Genomic DNA, 16,692 nt, shown 5'->3' with positions numbered 1-16,692 from the left:
CGATGATGCCGACCACCCTCATCGCCCCCTTGCTCAGCCTGCTCGAACAGCGCTTCGCCGAACGCCTGCTACGCCTTGACCAGGGCCTGCAGGCGGTACGTGAAGCGGGCAGCGGCGCTGCCATCGTGCTGCTGCATGGCATCGGCTCGGGCGCGGCCAGCTGGTTGCAAGTGGCCTTGAACCTGAGCGAGCGGGCACGGGTGATCGCCTGGGATGCCCCAGGCTATGGCCAGTCCACGCCACTGCCCAAGGCTGCGCCGGGCGCCGGCGACTATGCCGGGCGCTTGCTGCAGACACTCGATGCCTTGGGCATCGAGCGCTGTGTGCTGGTCGGCCATTCCCTGGGGGCGCTGACTGCCGCCGCGTTCGCCCAGGCCCACCCGCAGCGGGTCAAGCGCCTGGTACTGCTCAGCCCGGCACGCGGTTACGGCGCGCAACCGGCGCAAGGGCTGGCCGTGCGCAGCAAACGCCTGCACAGCCTGGCGCACCTGGGCATCGGGCAAATGGCCCGCGAGCGCAGTGCACATTTGCTCTCGCCAGACGCAGGTGCCCAGGCGCTGGCCTGGGTGCAGTGGAACATGGCGCGGCTACAGCCGCACGGCTACCGCCAGGCCATCGAGCTGCTGTGCGGCGACCACCTGTTGCGCCACGCGCCGCTGGCAGTGCCCTGCGAAGTGCACTGCGGCAGCGCCGACAGCATCACCCGCGCCGACGACTGCCAGGCCTTGGCCGACGCTCTGGGCGCCCCTTTCCAACTGATACCCGGCGCTGGCCATGCCTGCGCCATCGAACAACCTGACACGGTGACGGGCCTGCTGGCCCGCGCCCTCGACGCCTCTCTCACAGGTAGCGCGCTATGAACGAAATGGATCCGTCGAAGGAAAACCAGGACAAGTACATTGTCCCGGGCCTGGAACGCGGCCTGCTGCTGCTGTGCGAATTCAGCCGGCAGAACCGTACCCTGACCGCCCCCGAGCTGGCCCGGCGCCTGTCGCTGCCGCGCTCGACCATCTTCCGCCTGCTGACCACCCTGGAAACCATGGGCTTCGTCACCCGCAGCGGCAACGAATACCGCCTGGGCATGTCGGTGCTGCGCCTGGGCTTCGAATACCTGGCCTCGCTGGAGCTGACCGAACTGGGCCAGCCACTGCTGGCACGGCTGTGCGATCGCCTGAACTATCCAAGCAACCTGGTGGTGCGCGACGGCCGCTCGATCGTCTACGTGGCCAAGGTTTCACCGCCCTCGGTGTTCTCCAGCGTAGTCACCGTCGGCACACGCCTGCCTGCCCATGCCACGGTGCTTGGGCGCATCCTGCTGGCCGACCTGAGCCTGAGCGAGTTGCGGGAGCTGTATCCCGAAGAACACCTGGAGCAGTTCTCGCCGTGCACGCCCAAAACCGTGCTGGAGCTGTTCGACCTGGTCCAGGCCGATCGCCTGCGCGGCTATGTCAGTGGCGAAGGCTTCTTCGAGTCGACCATCTCCACGGTGGCTGCACCCGTGCGTGATGACAGTGGCCAGGTAGTCGCCGCGCTCGGCCTGACCATCCCGACCGTGCAGATCGGCCACGTCAATTTCGACAACCTGCTGGGCCAGGTACGGGGCAGCGCCGATGAGTTGTCGCGGTTGCTCAACTACACGCCCAACACCGGTCACCACCGCGTCACCGCGCTGATGAGGGACTGAGATGAACCCCTACCCACTTCAAGACAGCACGGTGATCGTCACCGGCGGCTCGTCCGGCATCGGTTACGCCTGTGTCGAGCTGCTGCTCGAAGCCGGCGCCCGCGTCGCCTTCTGCGGGCGCAATGAAGACCGCCTGCGCAGTGCCGAAACCCGGCTGCGCCAACGCTTCCCCGAGGCAGGCCTGCTGGCCCAGGTGTGCGACGTGCTCGATGCCGAGTCGGTACGGGCCTTCGCCGCCGCCAGCCAAGCCGCGCTGGGCCCGGCCCAGGCGCTGGTCAACAATGCCGGCCAAGGCCGTGTGTCGACGTTTGCCGACACCACCGACCAGGCCTGGAACGACGAGCTGCAACTCAAATTCTTTTCGGTCATCCACCCGGTACGCGCGTTCATGGCGCAACTGCAGGGCCAGCCCAACGCCTCGATCGTGTGCGTCAACTCGCTGCTGGCCAGCCAGCCCGAACCGCATATGGTCGCCACCTCGGCCGCCCGTGCCGGGCTGAAGAACCTGGTCCGCTCGATGGCGTTCGAATTCGCCGAACACGGCATCCGGGTCAACGGCATCCTTATCGGCCTGGTCGAGTCCGGGCAATGGCGCCGCCGCTTCGAAGCCCGCGAGGAGCGCGACCTGGACTGGTCGCAATGGACCGCACAGCTGGCGCAACGCAAACACATTCCCTTGGGCCGCCTTGGCCTGCCGAAGGAAGCGGCGCAGGCGATCCTGTTCCTGGCTTCGCCTCTGTCGGCCTACACCACTGGCAGTCATATCGATGTATCCGGAGGCCTGTCCCGTCATGCGTAACGAAAATACTGTCACCGTCGGTGCCGTCATCACCGCGTTCCTGGAGCAATGCGACGTCAGGGCGGCGTTCGGCGTGATCTCGATCCACAACATGCCGATCCTCGATGCCTTCGCTGTGCGCGGCAATATCCGCTTCGTCATGGCCCGCGGCGAAGCCGGGGCGACCAACATGGCCGATGCCTATGCCCGCAGCATCGGCGGCCTGGGCGTGTGCCTGACCTCCACCGGTACGGCTGCCGGCAACGCCGCCGGGGCCATGGTCGAAGCGCTGACCGCCGGTACCCCACTGCTGCACATCACCGGGCAGATCGAAACCCCCTACCTGGACCAGGAGCTGGCCTACATTCACGAGGCCCGCGACCAGCTGACCATGCTCAAGGCCGTGTCCAAGGCAGCGTTTCGCGTGCGCAGCGTCGAAACCGCGCTGAGCACCTTGAAGCTGGCCGTGCAGACCGCACTGACCGCCCCAACCGGCCCGGTCAGTGTAGAGATCCCGATCGATATCCAGTCAGCTTTCATCCCCATGCCGACCGACCTGTCGCCACTGCCTATCCCGGTCGCCGCACCTGCCGCCGAAGCCCTCGACTTGGTTGCCGAACGCCTGGCCAGCGCCACCCGCCCACTGCTGTGGCTGGGCGGCGGTGCCCGGCATGCCGGCGCACAGGTCAAGCGCCTGCTGGACATGGGCGTCGGCGTGATCACCTCGACTCAAGGCCGTGGCGTGGTCAACGAAGACGATGAGCGCTGCCTGGGAGCCTTCTCGCAGAACAAGCTGGTCGAAGGCTTCATGCAGACCTGCGATGCCCTGGTAGTAGCGGGCTCGCGCCTGCGCAGCAATGAGACCTTCAAGTACGCCCTGAAGCTGCCGCGCACGACCCTGCGCATCGACGTCAACCCGGCCATCGAAGGCCGCAGCTACCCCAGCGATCTGTTCATCTGTGGCGACGCCGCGCTGGCCCTGCAGGGCCTGGCCGACCGCCTGCAGGGCCGCCTGAACATAGACCCAAGCTTCCTGCCCGAACTCAAGGCCGTGCGCGAGCAGGCACGCAAACAGCTGGTCGCCGACCTGGGCCCGTACGCATCGCTGGTGGAGCAGTTGCAGGCGCAGACTGGGCGCAACTTCACCTGGGTGCGCGACGTGACCCTGTCCAACAGCATCTGGGGCAACCGCCTGCTCAACCTCTATCACCCCCTGTCCGGTGTGCACGCGCTCGGCGGTGGCATCGGCCAAGGCCTGGCGATGGGCATCGGCGCTGCCGTGGCGGCGGCGCAGACGGCGCCGGAGCGCAAGGTGTTCGCCCTGGCAGGCGATGGTGGCTTCATTCTCAACCTGGGTGAGCTGGCGACCCTGGTGCAGGAGAACGCCAACGTGGTCATCCTGCTCATGAACGACCAGCGCTATGGCGTGATCCGCAACATCCAGGACGCCATCTACGGTGCCCGCCACGCCTACGTCGAACTGCACACGCCGAACTACAGCAAGCTCTCGGAATCGCTGGGCCTGCGCCATGGGCTGGTCAGCGACCTGAAGCAGTTCGGTGAGGTGCTCGAAGGCGCGCTGGGCGCGCAAGGCCCGTTCCTGCTGGAAGTGGACATGCTCAGCGTGGGTGGCTTCGCTACCCAGTTCGCCGGCCCGCCCAACAGCGAAACCAAGGCGCAGAAGGCCACGGCCTGAGGACCCCGCCATGTTGCATATCACCATGATCGGCTGCGGTGCCATTGGCGTCGGTGTGCTTGAACTGCTGGAGAAAGACCCGCTGCTGTGCGTCGATGCGGTGATTGCCTCGGCCGGCTCTGAAGCGCTGGTACGCCAGCGACTGGCGAGCTTGCGCCGGCCACCGCAGGTCCTCACCGCCCTGCCGGCCGACGCGCGCCCTGACTTGCTGGTCGAATGCGCCGGCCACAAGGCGATCGAAGAGCACGTGCTGCCAGCGCTGGAGCGCGGCATCGCCTGCCTGATCGTCTCGGTTGGTGCGCTGTCCGAGCCTGGCCTGGTCGAGCGCCTGGAAGCGGCAGCGGCACACGGCAACACACGAATCGAGCTGCTGCCCGGCGCCATTGGTGGCATCGACGCACTGTCGGCCGCCAAGGTCGGCGGCCTGGACGCGGTCAGCTACACCGGCCGCAAACCGGCACAGGCCTGGCAAAACACACCCGCCGAGCAGGTCTGCGCGCTGGACGCCCTCACAGAAGCGACCGTGATCTTCGACGGCAGCGCCCGTGAGGCGGCGCGGCTGTACCCGAAAAACGCCAACGTCGCGGCCACCCTGTCACTGGCCGGGCTGGGCCTCGACCGCACCCGTGTGACCCTGATCGCCGACCCGCTCAGCGAAGAAAACGTGCACAAGGTCGAAGCCCACGGCGCCTTCGGCCGCTTCGAAATGAGCCTGCGCGGCAAACCGCTGCCGGCCAACCCGAAGACCTCGGCACTGACCGTCTACAGCGTGGTACGCGCCCTCGGCAACCACGCCCATGCCATTTCCATCTAGGGAACTGCCAATGACTCTGGAACAGACCTTACCGATCTGCATCGCCGGCACCTGGCGCCTGGGCGGCGGCGAGCGTTACGCCTCGTGCTACCCGGCGACCGGTGAGCCCGTCGCCTGGCTCAATGCCGCCAGCCTCGAGGATGTCGAAGCCGCCGTACAAGGGGCCCACCAGGCCTTCCTGCACAGCGGCTGGGCCCAGCGTAAGCCGCACGAACGTGCCGCGGTGCTGTACCGCATCGCCGGCCTGATCCGCGAGCGCGCTGAAGAGCTGGCGCAACTGCAACGCCAGGACAACGGCAAGCCGATCAACGAAACCCGCGCCTTGGTCGCCAGCGCGGCAGGGACTTTCCAGTTCTTCGCCGCGGCCTGCGAAACCCTGGAGGAAACCATCACCCCATCGCGCGGCGATTTCGTCAGCATGAGCGTGTACGAGCCGATGGGTGTGGTCGCGGCGATCACGCCATGGAACTCACCTATCGCCAGCGAGGCGCAAAAGGTCGCCCCGGCCCTGGCCGGTGGCAATGCAGTGGTGATCAAGCCGGCGGAAATCACCCCGCTGCTGGCCCTGCAGCTGGCCCGCATCTGTGAAGACGCCGGGCTGCCCAAAGGCCTGGTCAGCGTGCTGCCAGGCAAGGGTTCCTTACTGGGTGACGCATTGACCCGCCACCCGCTGGTCAAACGTGTGTCCTTCACCGGCGGTACCCGCACCGGCAAACACATCGCCCATATCGCCGCCGACAAGATGATGCCGGTGTCGCTGGAGCTGGGCGGCAAGTCGCCGACCATCGTCCTTGACGACGCCGACCTCGACCATGCCGTTGCCGGTGTGCTGTACGGCATCTTCAGCTCCTCGGGCGAGGCATGCATTGCAGGCTCCCGGCTGTTTGTCGCCCGTGCCCTGTACGAGCCGTTCATGGCCCGGCTGACCACTGCCGCCGCGCAACTGCGCCTGGGTGACCCGGCTGACGAGCGCACGCAGATGGGCCCGCTGATCAGTGCCGGCCACCGCGCGTCGGTGGAGCGCTACGTGGCCCTGGGCCTGGCCGAAGGTGGCCGCCTGCGCCTGGGCGGTGAGCGCCCGAGCGGCGGCCTGTACGACCAGGGTTACTTCTACCCGCCGACCATCCTCGAAGGGTTGGGCAACCACCAGCAGGTATGTCAGGAGGAGATCTTTGGCCCGGTACTGGTGGCCCTCCCGTTCGACAGCGAAGAAGACCTGCTGGCCCAGGCCAACGACAGCCTGTACGCCCTTGCCGCCGGTATCTGGAGCCGTGACTACAAGCGTGCCTGGGCGCTTGGCCGCAAGCTTCAGGCCGGCACGGTGTGGATCAACACCTACAAGCAGTTCTCCATCTCGACGCCGTTCGGCGGCTGGCGGGACAGTGGCCTTGGCCGAGAAAAAGGCCGTCTGGGCATCCTGCAGTACATGGAACAGAAAAGCCTCTACTGGGGCATGAACCAACAGCCGCTGGCCTGGGCCGGCGTGGAGGCAGGGCAATGAGCGTACTGGGCATCGACGAAGTCACCTATGGCGTGGAGGACCTCGCCACCTGCGTCCGCTTCTTCACCGACTGGGGCTTGAGCAAGGTCAGCGATCAGCCTGACGAGGTGATCTTCGAAACCCTCAATGGCTGCCGCGTGGTGCTGGCCGCCCTCGACAAACCCGACCTGCCGCCAGCCATCGAGCCCGGTTCGACCGTGCGTGAAGTGGTGTGGGGAGTGGCAAGCCAGGCGGACCTTGCCCTGTACAGCCAGCGCATCGCCAACGACCCGGGCTTTGTCGAAGGCAATGGCCGCATCGGCTGCACCGACCCCAACGGCCTGGCGATCCGCTTGCAGGTCACCCGCAAACGCACGCTGGACATCGAGTGCAGCGGCCACAACACCTGGCAGACCAAGGGCCGGATCAACAAACCGGCGCCGATCTACGACCGCGCCACGCCCATCGAAGTGGGCCACGTGGTGTTCTTCGTCAAGGACGTGAACGCCTGCGAGGCTTTCTACCACGAACGTTTCGGCTTCCAGGCATCGGACCGTTACCCCAACCGCGGCGCCTTCCTGCGCACCGCCGAGGAAGGCGGCCACCACGACCTGTTCATGCTCCAGCTGCCAGCCCCGCGCGCCGGCCTCAACCACGTGGCGTTCACCGTACGTGACCTGCACGAAGTGTTCGGCGGCGGCATGCATATCTCCCGCTGCGGTTGGGCCACCGAAATCGGCCCGGGCCGCCACCCGGTTTCATCGGCGTTCTTCTGGTACTTCAAGAACCCGGCCGGGGCGCTGGTCGAGTACTACGCCGACGAAGACCAGCTGACCGGCGACTGGCAGCCACGCGAGTTCGAACCCGGCCCGACGGTGTTCGCCGAATGGGCGATTGCCGGCGGCATCGACGGCAACACCCGGCGCCAGCAGCACGCAGAAGCACCGCAAGGCAAATTCCTCACCGACAAGCCCAAGCACAACTGAGGTCGATCCCATGAGCACACCCGAGGTTTACCTGCAGCCGCATCAGGCACGCAAACGCCCCAACACACCGTTCGAGGACCTGCTCGGCGACTCCATCGAGCGCGCCTACGGCAATGGCGTGAGCGAGCTGGCGCAATTGCTCGCCCACCTCAACCTGGCCGGCCCGCCTTGCCCGCTGACCAGCGGAGAGTGGACTGAAGACGCCTTTGTAACCCTGATGGCACGGCTGGGCGAATGAGCCTGCGGAGAAGAACAAGATGAACATGCATATAACCGTCGACCCTGTTGAACAACACCTGGCCAATGGCCTGAAAGACCTCTGGTTCCCGGTGCTGCCATCGGAACTGTTGAACGAAAAACCCCTTTCCATCCGTCGCCTGGGCTACAAGATCGCCCTGTGGCGCGACAACGATGGCCAGGTGCACGCGCTTGAGGACCACTGCCCGCACCGTGGCGCGCCGCTGTCCCAAGGGCCGGTGCTGGGTGATCGCCTGCAGTGCCCGTACCACGGCATCGAGGTGCGCTGCGACGGCACTGTCACCAAAGTGCCCGGTAGCCCAGGCTGCAAACTCGAAGGCAGCCGCCCTACACGGATGTTCCACACCCGCGAGGCTGCAGGGGCAATCTTTCTGTTCAACGCCGCCGACCCGCACCTGGACACACCACCAGAGCTGGTATTGCCCGAGCAGCTGACCTCGCCCCAGTGGAGCAGCTTCCTTTGCTACACCGAATGGAAAGGCGACTACCGCTACGTGCTCGACAACGTCATGGACCCGATGCACGGCACCTACTTGCACAAGATGTCCCATTCCATGAGCGAGGGCGAAGCCACCGCCAGGTTCGTCACCCGCGATACCGAACAAGGCTTTGTCTTCGAGAAAGAAGGCCAGCGCGGGGTCAACTTCGACTGGACCGAATTCCTCGACAATGGCTGCCACTGGCTGCGCCTGGAAATCCCATACCCCAAGACCGGTGGCCCAGGCGGCAACTTCACCATCATCGGCAGCTACACGCCGAGCAGCCGAGCGTTGTCGGCCGTGTTCCACTGGCGCGCGCGGCCGCTGACCGGCTGGCAGCGCGACACCTGGCGCTTCCTCTACAAGAACCGCCTGGAAGCGCGCCACTGGGCGGTGCTGGAGCAGGACCGGGTGCTGCTGGAGTTCATGGAGTTCGACGCCAACCAACGGGAAAACCTCTACCAGCACGACCTTGGCGTGGTGCGCCTGCGCCGCTACCTCAAGGGCAAGGCCAAGGAACAGTTGGCCCTGATCGAAACCCAGCAACTGGCCTGAGGTGCCCGATGTCCAACTCCGCAACCATCAGCGCACGGGTGCACACCCTGCGCCATGAAGCCGAAGGCATCATCAGCGTCGAGCTGCGCCCCTGGGGCGACACTGTGTTCGCGCCGTTCGATGCCGGTTCGCACATCGACCTGCACCTGCCCAATGGCCTGGTACGCAGCTACTCGCTGCTGAACGCGCCAAGCGACCAGGGCCGTTATGTGGTCGGTATCCTGCGTGACCGGGCCAGCCGCGGGGGGTCGCGCTATGTGCACGAGCAACTGCGCGTGGGCACGCAACTGCAGATCTCCCAGCCACGCAACAAGTTTGCCTTGGACACGCGCGCCAGCCACAGCGTACTGGTGGCAGGTGGCATCGGCATCACGCCGATCTACTGCATGTTCCGCCAGTTGCTGGCGCTGGGGCGCTCGGCCGAGCTGATCTACTGTGCACGCTCGCGTGCCGAAGCCGCACTGCTGGAGGAAATCAGCGGGCTTGGGGCAAAAGTGATCTACCACTTCAACGACGAAAAAGGCGGCCTGCCGGACCTGGCCGGCTACCTGGACGGGCGGCCTGCAGACACGCACTTCTACTGCTGTGGGCCGACGCCGATGCTCGATGCCTTCGAGCAGACCTGCGAACGCCTGGGTTACCCCCATGCGCATATCGAGCGCTTTACCGCAGCCGAGGTGGCGGCCTCGGACGATGCCCAGGCCAGCTACAGCGTCGAGCTGAGCCGCTCAGGCAGGACGGTCAGCGTCGAACCTGGGTTGAACCTGCTGGATGTATTGCTCGAAGCCGGTTGCGATATCGAGTACAGCTGCCGTGAGGGTGTGTGTGGCTCTTGCGAGACACGGGTGCTGGAGGGGGATGTGGACCATCGGGACGGGGTGCTGACCAAAGCTGAACGGGCGGCGAACCAATCGATGATGGTGTGTGTTTCCGGGTGCAAGAGCCGGCGGTTGGTGCTTGACCTGTGAACCGAGCATTTGCTCACGCGTAAATTTGACCGGCCTCAAGGGCCGGTTTTTTTTGACCTGATTTTATTACGGTTCATTCCTTATCGGCGATTTGCCAGCGACAAGGCAGGTACTGATACAACCCAAGACAAAATAGTGCACCGACGCACAGTGCCTGGGCATAACAGTAACCAAACTTTCAGCCTGTTCCAGATACGGTACAAACAAGGCCGTTTCAAATATAAATAATTGTTATTTATACACTTTTATTTAACAAGAGAACTTGGCACAGAACCTGCTCCATTCCCTTCGTCAAACAACATCTCACCCATAAAACAAAATACCCGCAGAACCGGGCGACGCTCCCCTTTTGCCTGCGGAAAACTTCCCAACCTTGCAGGGCATGGCATGAAAAGATATGTGATAAGCCTCGGTCTGATTCTCGGCAGTTGCGCAAGCTTCGCGTCCGAACCCGGCCCCGCCGCCCCGGACCAGCCACCCACGGCGAAAAAGCCTTTCCCGCACATCGCCTGGCGCAGCGAGGACGGCCAGAGCAGCCTGGATATCGGTGGCGCCCTGCGCGTCAACTACCGCGACGAACACTGGGACACCACCGAAAACAACGGCCGCTTGCTGTTCGATACTTTCCGCCTCGACGTGCAGGCCAGTCATCGCCAGCTGTTCAGCGATGTCGGCTACTGGTTCCAGGACGACGGCAAGCGTTCGATCGACCGTGGCTACATTGGCTACCGCTTCAGCGCCCAAGCCAACCTGCAAGTCGGGGCGCCGTTCAAACCGTTCGGCCTGGAGCCGTACCCACAGTTTGGCTGGAGTTATCACATACCGTTCTTCATGGGTTACGGCGTCAGCGCAGGCACAGGCCTCAAATACAGCTACAAGGATGCGCAGTGGGATCTGCAATTGGGTTACTTCCCGCGCATGCTGCCTTCAAGCCTGCGCTACTCACCAGAAGTCGGGCGTTATGCCGACCTGGACGACAATGCCGTGCCGTTTACCCAATCGCGCCAGGACAACGAGAAACACAACCAGGTCAACGCCCGTGTCGCCCGTACCTTCAGCGGTGATGGCTGGAAGACCGAACTGGGGGCCTCGCTGGCGGCTGCCGAGCTGTACAACGCCACCACCCATGACGATGGCGATTACTGGGCAGGCGGGGTCCACGCGCTGCTCAACACAGGCCCTTGGACGATCACGGGCCAGGCGATCCGTTATGAGTACGCTCCGAAGAACCCGGCGGGCGTCAGCAATGACGCAGTGCTGATGGGCGGTAACGGCCTGACCCCTGCCTACCTGATCGCCGCCAAGGCCACCCTCGCAGCGGTCAACGTCGGCTATGACGTACTGACCCCGAAGCTGGGGCAGCTTAAGAAAATCAAGCTCTATACCGACTACAGCCGGATGATGAAGGATGAGCACGGCTGGGATGATTCGCAGATGTTCACTGTTGGCGCGCAGTTCCTGGCCATGCCGATCATGGCCTGGGTGGACCTGACCTGGGCGCGCAATGCCAACCCGTTTGGTGGGGCGGAAAATGGCACAGGCTGGACCAGCACCAGCTCGGTGGGCAGCAATGACTGGTATTACCGAACCAATATCAATATCGGCTATTACTTCTAACCGCCTTGGTTGCCTGCGCCGGCGATGGGCCGCAAAGCGGCCCCAGATGCTCGCTGGTCCCATCGAGCACGCTCGGGGTATTACAGCTCTGCTATGGGGGCTGCTGCGCAGCCTATCGCCGGCTTGCCGGCGATAGGGCCAGTACAGACAACGCCGCCAAAGGGCATTACGATAAGCAGCCCTCAAGACACGTAACGCCCATGCCCCCCGAGCAAACCCCAGCCTACAAGATCGTGCTCTGGCGCCTGGAGCAGGATGCCCAAGGCTATCCACCCGCATCGGTCGAAGGCCTGTGGGCAAAACGCACCGCGGCTGGCTACCAGGTCGACAGCCTCCCGTTCTATGCCTACGGCATCGCTCCCGGCGATACCATCAGCATCAGCGAAGAGGGCGAGCAGTGCTGGTTCGAAGGTTTGCTGCGCAGTGGCGGCGCTTCGGTATTTCGCATTCTTGTGAAAGCAGCCGGCGACCTTGAGCAGGTGCGTGCAGCACTCGAAGAGTTCGGCTGCACCAGCGAAGTCGAAAAAGCGGTCAGGATGCTGGCCGTCGAAGTCCCGCCCTCGCGCTCACTCGACACCCTGCTCTACTACCTGCTGACACAGCGCGAGGCCGGCAACCTGGACTTCGAGGAAGGCGTGCTGCGCCACCCCATCCCCGAAGAGTTTCGCTGACGGCCTAGGCTCGGGCCAGACGACTGGCAGGCTTGCCGAACACGAACAGCAAACCGACCACGATCAGCCCCATGCCCAGCAGGCTGAGCGGTGCCAGGCGATTACCGAAGATCAGCAAGTCCATCACCGCAGTCACCGCCGGCACCAGGTAGAACAGGCTGGTGACGTTGACCAGATTGCCGTTGGCGATCAGACGGTACAGCAGCAGGGTCGCCAGCAGCGAAACCACCAGCCCCATCCATAGCAGCGCACCGATGAAACTGCCGCTCCATGTAACGTGCAGCGGCTGCAGCGGCGCGATCACCGCACACAGGGCAAACCCCGCCAGATACTGCAGCCCCAGCGTGCCCATGGGGTTTTCCGTGATGCGTTTTTGCAGGATCGAACCCAAGGTCATGCTGCCTAGCGCCAGCAAGGCGAACAGCATCCCGGCCAGCGACACACCGCCCAGGTTCATACCCTGATAGACCACCATCACCAGCCCGCCCAGCCCCAGGCCCAGACCGAACAGCCGACGCCAGGAGCGCTGGCGCTCCATCAGCACCACAGTGAGGATCGGTTGTACCCCCATCACCGTGGCCATCACGCCGGGGGTCACGTGGGTATTGAGCGCCAGCAGGTAGAAGATCTGGTAGGCACCGAGCAGCACGCAGCCGGTGCCAAGGGCGCGCAGCATCGCGCCCCGTGTGCGCGGCCAGCGCAGCCCAAGCAACGGGCCGATCAGCAGCAACCCGGTGAGTGCCAGCGCTGAGCGCAGCAGCAGGAAGGCAAACGGGCTGGCCTGGGCCAGGCCGAGCTTGGAGACGATGGCGCCACTGCTCCACAGCAGGACGAACAGGCTGGTAGTGGCCGCCGAGGCCACGGATGCTTTGGTAAAGACAGACATGTATTGCCACCTGATAGTAGGCAGATAAGCCAAACGGACGGCGTGCGCTTCAGCGAGGGAAGTAGCCGACCGTATTCAGTAGGTTGCGTGTGTGAAGGGGTTCGGCAAAAAGCCGATCAGCCCAGCACGACCACACAAGGAGGCGGAGCTACGCCGCCTACAACGCCACTGACAGGTGGTGGGTAATGACTGACCATGACCGGCTGCTGGCTGCCACGCACGACCATGCCCGCGACTGGCGCGAGGGCAAAGCTTGTGGTGGACAGATTGGCAGGCATGAGCAGATCTTCGGGGAGGTGAATGCTCTGGACTATAGCGGTGAATCAGAGCCGGGACAATAGCGGGCGGCTGTGATGCCTGGTGGGCCCCATCGCCGCCGGCGATTGAGCCCAACAGGCACCGAACCTTCAGAACAACCAGCGATACAGCAGGTAGGCCACGACCACCGCCAGCACCGGCCGCAGAATGCGGTAGGCCTTAGGGTTGGCACGCTTGAACTGCTTCACGTGGGTGCTGATCCGGTTGCTGAAGCGTTTGCTCCAGGCGTACGCCTGGTTGATCCCGCCCACGCGCTCGTCATCGGTGTTCTGCGGTGCAGTGGCACGGCCGAGGAAGTCGCTGACCTTGCGGTTGATGCGGGTCATCAGCGGGCTGCTGAGCGGGCGTTCGATGTCGCAGAACAGGATCACCCGGGTGACGTCGGTTTCGTTCTTGACCCAGTGCACGTAGGTTTCGTCGAACATCACGTCTTCGCCATCGCGCCAGGCGTAGGCCTGGCCGTCGACGTAGATGCGGCAATTGTCGGAGTTCGGCGTGGACAAGCCCAAGTGATAACGCAGCGAACCGGCGAAGGGGTCGCGGTGCGGGTTGAGGTGGCTGCCACCGGGCAACAGGGCAAACATCGCGCCTTTGACGTTGGGAATGGCGCTGACCAGTTCGACGGTCTTGGGGCACAGCGCCTCGGCCGACGGCAGCGGTTTGTCGTACCACTTCAGGTAGAAGCGCTTCCAGCCCTTCTTGAAGAACGAGCCGAAGCCTGCGTCGTTGTCTTTTTCAGCAGCGCGGATGTAGCCCTCATCGAACAGGCGCATGGCCTCCTCACGGATCTGCTGCCAGTTGTCCTTGAGCACGTCCAGTTCAGGGAAGCGCTGGCGGTCCAGGTACGGCTTGGACGGCACCCCGGAGAACAGGTACATCAACGCGTTGTAGGGGGCGAACAACGCGGAATGGTTGACGAACTGGCGCAGGACCGGCAACCGAGCCTTGCCGCGCAGGTGAACGAACAGCACGCTGCCGAAAAAAACCAGCAGAACACCTGCCTTGGCGACGAAGGAAAAGGTCATGCAACACTCCTTGGAGAGGGCGCAGGCCAGCGCTGCCTACCCCCAATAAAAATCATCCGGCCATCATAAACCCATCACGCCCAGGTAAAAACAACCCGGGCGAGAACTCACTCATGAAGATTTTGCAATAAACGAAAGCTGCAAGCCGCAAGCTTCAAGCTTCAAGCTTCAAGCTTCAAGCTTCAAGCTTTAAGCTTTAAGCCTCAAGCGAAAGGCCCCCACAGTCCGCTTTAGCTTGCAGCTTGCAGCTTGCAGCTTGCCGCTTGCCGCTTGCCGCTTACTGCTGATTCTCCTGCTCGCTGAACATGTCGGCAAACAGCATGCTCGACAGGTAGCGCTCACCGGAGTCGGGCAGGATCACGACGATGGTCTTACCCTGCATCTCCGGCTTTTCCGCAAGCCGCACCGCCGCCGCCATCGCCGCGCCACAGGAAATGCCGCAGAGGATCCCCTCCTCCTGCATCAGGCGGATGGCCATCGCCTTGGCCTCGTCATCGGTCACGGTCTCGACCTGATCGACGATCGACAGGTCAAGGTTCTTCGGCACAAAGCCGGCACCGATGCCCTGGATCTTGTGCGGGCTGGGCTTGAGCTCCTCACCGGCCAAGGTCTGGCTGATCAGCGGCGAGGCCACAGGTTCGACCGCCACCGAAAGGATCGCCTTGCCCTGGGTGTGCTTGATATAGCGCGACACGCCGGTAATGGTGCCACCGGTGCCCACACCGGCCACCAGCACGTCGACCGCACCGTCAGTGTCGTTCCAGATTTCCGGGCCAGTGGTCTTTTCATGAATGGCCGGGTTGGCCGGGTTGTCGAACTGGCCTGGCAGGAAGTATTGCGACGGGTCCGAAGCGACGATCTCGTTGGCCTTCTCGATCGCGCCTTTCATGCCCTTGGCAGGCTCGGTCAACACCAGCTCGGCGCCTAAGGCCTTCAGCACCTTGCGACGCTCCAGGCTCATCGAGGCCGGCATGGTCAGGAGCAGCTTGTAACCCCGGGCGGCGGCGACGAAGGCCAGGCCAATGCCGGTGTTGCCTGAAGTAGGCTCGACGATGGTCATGCCGGGCTTGAGCTTGCCGCTGCCCTCGGCGTCCCAGACCATGCTCGCGCCTATGCGGCACTTGACCGAGTACCCAGGGTTGCGCCCTTCGATCTTGGCAAGGATGGTCACCCCGCGCGGGGCGATGCGGTTGATCTGCACCAGCGGCGTATTGCCGATGGAATGGGCGTTGTCTGCGTAGATACGGCTCATGGCAGGGTCCTTGGCATGAAGTGGCAGGGAAAGACTTAAAGGGTAAGCCTGCCCCGCTGGCCCGTAAAGTCCGTTCGAACTCGCCCAGGCGGCGTGCGGTCAACCTCACAACCCGCCTTGGAGATTGCTGCGATGAAAGCCCGTTATCGCTGGCCACTGGTCGGCCTGGCCAGCCTGGTCGTGCTGTTGGTGGCACTGCACCTGGCGCTGCCTTACCTGGTGCGCGACTACCTCAACGACAAGCTGGCAGACATGGGTGAGTACCGTGGCCAGGTCACGGACGTCGAGCTGGCCTGGTGGCGCGGTGCCTACCAGATCGACGGCTTGAAGATCGTCAAGACCAGCGGCAAAGTCCCGGTGCCACTGCTCGATGCGCCACTGATCGACCTGTCGGTGAGCTGGCACGCGCTGTGGTACGACCATGCCGTGGTGGCCGAAGTCACCTTCCTACGCCCCGAGCTCAACTTCGTCGACGGCGGCGACAAGCAGGACTCTCAGACCGGCCAAGGTACCGACTGGCGCCAACAGCTGGAGAAGCTGCTGCCGATCACCCTCAACGATGTGCGCATCGATGACGGCACGCTCACGTTTCACAACTTCAACTCCAAGCCGCCGGTCGATCTCAAGGCCACCCGGCTCGACGCCAACATCCGCAACCTGACCAACGTACGTGACGAAAAAGGCCGGCGCGACGCCAGTTTCGAAGCCAAGGCCCTGCTGTTGGGCGACGCCAAGGTCGAGAGCCGCGCGACCTTCGACCCGTTCAGCGACTTCGATGATTTCGAATTCCGGCTGCGCGCAACTGGCATGGAGCTGCGCAGGCTGAACGACTTCGCCAGTGCCTATGGCAAGTTCGATTTCAATGCCGGGCACGGCGATGTGGTGATCGAGGCCCAGGCGGAAAACGGCCGGCTCAACGGCTACATCAAGCCGTTGCTGCGCGACGTGGACGTGTTCAACTGGCAGCAGGACATAGAGGACAAGGACAAGGGCTTTTTCCGCTCGGTGTGGGAAGCACTGGTCGGGGCCAGCGAAACGGTGTTGAAGAACCAGCCGAAAAACCAGTTCGCCACCCGTGTGGAGCTCAGCGGCAGCGTGCACCAGCAGAACATCAGCGCCTTCGAGGCGTTTTTGCAGATTTTGCGCAACGGCTTCGTCCAGGCGTTCAACGCACGCTATGAGCAGCCTGCGCCTGATTCCGACTGAACAGGCGTGACGAGCCATT

The 16,692-nt window shown here is 63.9% G+C and carries 17 protein-coding genes; 14 read left to right on the top strand and 3 right to left on the bottom strand.

The annotated features are described in order from the left end of the window. Positions 1 to 2: 2 nt before the first annotated feature. The 12 genes from ACIPZC_RS12855 to ACIPZC_RS12800 all read left to right on the top strand — a co-directional run bounded on the left by ACIPZC_RS12855 (position 3) and on the right by ACIPZC_RS12800 (position 11,986). Complete coding sequence (locus tag ACIPZC_RS12855) at positions 3 to 860, top strand: alpha/beta fold hydrolase (RefSeq protein WP_400627296.1); 858 nt, start codon at positions 3 to 5, stop codon at positions 858 to 860. 5 nt (positions 861 to 865) lie between these two features. After that, the gene (locus ACIPZC_RS12850) at positions 866 to 1,684 is read left to right on the top strand and encodes an IclR family transcriptional regulator (RefSeq protein WP_400627580.1); all 819 of its coding nucleotides are present in this window, start codon (positions 866 to 868) and stop codon (positions 1,682 to 1,684) included. Between the two features lies 1 nt (position 1,685). Next, positions 1,686 to 2,483, top strand: coding sequence for an SDR family oxidoreductase (locus ACIPZC_RS12845; protein ID WP_400627294.1), 798 nt, complete (start codon positions 1,686 to 1,688; stop codon positions 2,481 to 2,483). Then, the gene (locus ACIPZC_RS12840) at positions 2,476 to 4,158 is read left to right on the top strand and encodes a thiamine pyrophosphate-binding protein (protein ID WP_241806045.1); all 1,683 of its coding nucleotides are present in this window, start codon (positions 2,476 to 2,478) and stop codon (positions 4,156 to 4,158) included. The genes ACIPZC_RS12845 and ACIPZC_RS12840 overlap by 8 nt, the downstream gene beginning before the upstream one ends. A 10-nt stretch (positions 4,159 to 4,168) precedes the next feature. Next, positions 4,169 to 4,972 (top strand): aspartate dehydrogenase, encoded by an 804-nt coding sequence (locus ACIPZC_RS12835; protein WP_400627292.1) that lies wholly within the window; start codon positions 4,169 to 4,171, stop codon positions 4,970 to 4,972. Positions 4,973 to 4,982: 10 nt separating this feature from the next. Next, positions 4,983 to 6,473 carry an aldehyde dehydrogenase gene (locus ACIPZC_RS12830; RefSeq protein ID WP_267817987.1) on the top strand — a complete coding sequence of 497 codons (1,491 nt, stop codon included), beginning with the start codon at positions 4,983 to 4,985 and terminating at the stop codon, positions 6,471 to 6,473. Next, positions 6,470 to 7,438 carry a VOC family protein gene (locus ACIPZC_RS12825; RefSeq protein WP_400627290.1) on the top strand — a complete coding sequence of 323 codons (969 nt, stop codon included), beginning with the start codon at positions 6,470 to 6,472 and terminating at the stop codon, positions 7,436 to 7,438. The genes ACIPZC_RS12830 and ACIPZC_RS12825 overlap by 4 nt, the downstream gene beginning before the upstream one ends. 10 nt (positions 7,439 to 7,448) lie before the next feature. Next, complete coding sequence (locus ACIPZC_RS12820) at positions 7,449 to 7,676, top strand: recombinase-like helix-turn-helix domain-containing protein (RefSeq protein WP_241806041.1); 228 nt, start codon at positions 7,449 to 7,451, stop codon at positions 7,674 to 7,676. A gap of 19 nt (positions 7,677 to 7,695) precedes the next feature. After that, a complete protein-coding gene (locus tag ACIPZC_RS12815; RefSeq protein WP_241806040.1) occupies positions 7,696 to 8,730 on the top strand; it encodes an aromatic ring-hydroxylating dioxygenase subunit alpha in 1,035 nt (344 codons plus the stop codon). A gap of 8 nt (positions 8,731 to 8,738) precedes the next feature. Then, a complete protein-coding gene (locus tag ACIPZC_RS12810) occupies positions 8,739 to 9,698 on the top strand; it encodes a PDR/VanB family oxidoreductase (RefSeq protein WP_400627288.1) in 960 nt (319 codons plus the stop codon). Between the two features lie 387 nt (positions 9,699 to 10,085). Continuing rightward, entirely contained in the window at positions 10,086 to 11,315 is a 1,230-nt protein-coding gene (locus tag ACIPZC_RS12805) for a hypothetical protein (protein WP_400627286.1), read from the top strand. A 200-nt stretch (positions 11,316 to 11,515) separates the two neighbouring features. Then, the gene (locus ACIPZC_RS12800) at positions 11,516 to 11,986 is read left to right on the top strand and encodes a DUF4265 domain-containing protein (RefSeq protein WP_400627284.1); all 471 of its coding nucleotides are present in this window, start codon (positions 11,516 to 11,518) and stop codon (positions 11,984 to 11,986) included. Between the two features lie 4 nt (positions 11,987 to 11,990). On the opposite strand, the gene ACIPZC_RS12795 is transcribed toward ACIPZC_RS12800, so the two are convergent. Then, the gene (locus tag ACIPZC_RS12795) at positions 11,991 to 12,872 is read right to left on the bottom strand and encodes a DMT family transporter (RefSeq protein ID WP_400627282.1); all 882 of its coding nucleotides are present in this window, start codon (positions 12,870 to 12,872) and stop codon (positions 11,991 to 11,993) included. A gap of 185 nt (positions 12,873 to 13,057) precedes the next feature. On the opposite strand from ACIPZC_RS12795, the gene ACIPZC_RS12790 reads away from it, so the two are divergent. Further along, positions 13,058 to 13,213, top strand: a complete 156-nt coding sequence (locus tag ACIPZC_RS12790) for a hypothetical protein (RefSeq protein WP_400627280.1) — start codon at positions 13,058 to 13,060, stop codon at positions 13,211 to 13,213. 66 nt (positions 13,214 to 13,279) lie between these two features. Here the strand turns inward: ACIPZC_RS12790 and ACIPZC_RS12785 are convergent, their stop codons facing one another. Next, on the bottom strand, positions 13,280 to 14,215 hold the full coding sequence (locus ACIPZC_RS12785) for an aspartyl/asparaginyl beta-hydroxylase domain-containing protein (RefSeq protein WP_241806034.1): 936 nt from the start codon (positions 14,213 to 14,215) through the stop codon (positions 13,280 to 13,282). 277 nt (positions 14,216 to 14,492) lie between these two features. After that, a complete protein-coding gene (gene cysK / locus ACIPZC_RS12780; RefSeq protein WP_241806033.1) occupies positions 14,493 to 15,467 on the bottom strand; it encodes a cysteine synthase A in 975 nt (324 codons plus the stop codon). Between the two features lie 132 nt (positions 15,468 to 15,599). On the opposite strand from cysK, the gene ACIPZC_RS12775 reads away from it, so the two are divergent. Beyond that, positions 15,600 to 16,673 (top strand): DUF748 domain-containing protein, encoded by a 1,074-nt coding sequence (locus ACIPZC_RS12775; protein ID WP_400627277.1) that lies wholly within the window; start codon positions 15,600 to 15,602, stop codon positions 16,671 to 16,673. Positions 16,674 to 16,692: the final 19 nt, after the last annotated feature.

The organism is Pseudomonas sp. NPDC089743 (assembly GCF_044748785.1).
GTDB classification, from domain to species: domain Bacteria; phylum Pseudomonadota; class Gammaproteobacteria; order Pseudomonadales; family Pseudomonadaceae; genus Aquipseudomonas; species Aquipseudomonas putida_X.
This window is presented reverse-complemented; position numbering and strand designations above follow the sequence as displayed.